The sequence below is a fragment of the Candidatus Pelagibacter communis genome (assembly GCF_001179965.1).
In the GTDB taxonomy this organism is placed as follows: domain Bacteria; phylum Pseudomonadota; class Alphaproteobacteria; order Pelagibacterales; family Pelagibacteraceae; genus Pelagibacter.
In genome coordinates, this window is record NZ_CVSH01000061.1 from 1 (window position 1) to 1,069 (window position 1,069).

Below are 1,069 nucleotides of genomic sequence, written 5' to 3' on the forward strand. Positions count from 1 at the left end.
AAGATATAGTTAAAAAATTTTTATTTTAATAATAAATAAATAATTTAATAATTAATTATTTCCCTAATTAAATAGTGAATTTTTTTTGCACTATCAAAGTTTGGTTTAGATTTAATATTATTATTAATACTATTTTTAAATGAAATAATATTTTTTAGAGTTGGTTTAAGTCTAAAATCAAAGTTTATATTTTTAGGTTTAAAAATAACCCTTTTATTTTTAAGTAAATAAAACTGATCATATATATTATTCATCTCCGTAACTAAAACAAATTTTCCTTTGTTGGTATTAAATATAATTTTGTGGCTTGGTTTCAAATTACTTTTTTTATTAATTGTTTTAAAATCTAACCTTATTTTAATTTTTTTTTTCTGTGATAAGAAATTGGTTACTAAATTAAATTTATTTGTTGTATTTTCGAAATTGGAGCTTTTGATTTCTAGGTTTCCAAAAAAATCCTCTAAATAAAATAAAATATGACATATATAATTAAAGAAATTGCCACCACCCATTTTATGGCTATTCTTCCATGAAGATCTATTTTTACTTGGTATTTTTATTAGCCATTTAACATTTACTTTTGATATTTTAAGTTTATGAAAGTATTTCTTTTTGAAAATTTTGAATGCTTCAATATTATTAAATTCATAATTTACTGAATTAGTAATATTTTTTCCCTCTAAATCTTTGCAAATTTCAGACACATCCTTAAAACTTGTTGTGACTGGTTTGTCACAAAAAATATGTTTTTTTTTCTTAATTGAATATTTTATTATTTCTTTATGTGTTTTCGGTGGAGATGAAATAAATACTGCATTAATTTTTTTATCAGATATTAAACTTTTCCAATTTTTATAAACTTTAATATCTCCTGGAAAAGACATGAATTTTTTTTTTTTATATGAAAAACCAATAACATTAAAAGCTTTTATCTTCTTTAATGCTTTAAATATTACTTTGTAACCAAAGTTTCTACCAATTATACCAACATTAATTTTTTTCATTTTTTTTTTGTTTAATATGGATGTCTGAATAATAAAAAATAACCATTTAATATATGGGGGTAAAA

At 19.8% G+C, this 1,069-nt stretch carries 1 protein-coding gene; it reads right to left on the minus strand.

Going from position 1 to position 1,069, the window contains the following annotated elements; translation table 11 throughout:
• Positions 1-44 precede the first annotated feature (44 nt).
• The coding region (locus tag AMN73_RS04315; protein WP_218836289.1) for a Gfo/Idh/MocA family oxidoreductase at positions 45-1,069 on the minus strand (1,025 nt) is incomplete at its 5' end.